The sequence below is a fragment of the Streptomyces katrae genome (assembly GCF_000966975.1).
Taxonomy (GTDB): domain Bacteria; phylum Actinomycetota; class Actinomycetes; order Streptomycetales; family Streptomycetaceae; genus Streptomyces; species Streptomyces katrae.
The window spans coordinates 1-264 of record NZ_JZWV01000834.1 but is presented as its reverse complement, the minus strand read 5'-3'; the positions used below and the strand labels follow the sequence as shown (position 1 = coordinate 264).

Here is a 264-nt window from a genome sequence, read left to right as displayed (position 1 = left end):
GGGCCGGGCCGGCCGGTGACCGGCCGGGCCGGGCCGCCGTGGGCGGCGGGGTCCGCGGGGGAAGGGCGGTGGTCGTCACCGCGTCCGGTCCGGACACCGCCCGCCCGGACACCGCACCGGACACCGTCCCCGGTGCCGGGTCCCGTACGAGGAGCTCCGTTTCCTCCTCCGGCTCCTCCGGCTCCGCCGCCTCCGCGTTGAGCAGCTCCTCCGCCTTCTGCGCGATCGCGGCCACCACGGGCGCCGGCAGCCAGGGGCCCGTGC

1 pseudogene is annotated in these 264 nt (G+C 80.3%); it reads right to left on the bottom strand.

The window, feature by feature from the left end:
* Positions 1-264: pseudogene (locus tag VR44_RS49455) on the bottom strand (hypothetical protein); the annotation flags it as partial.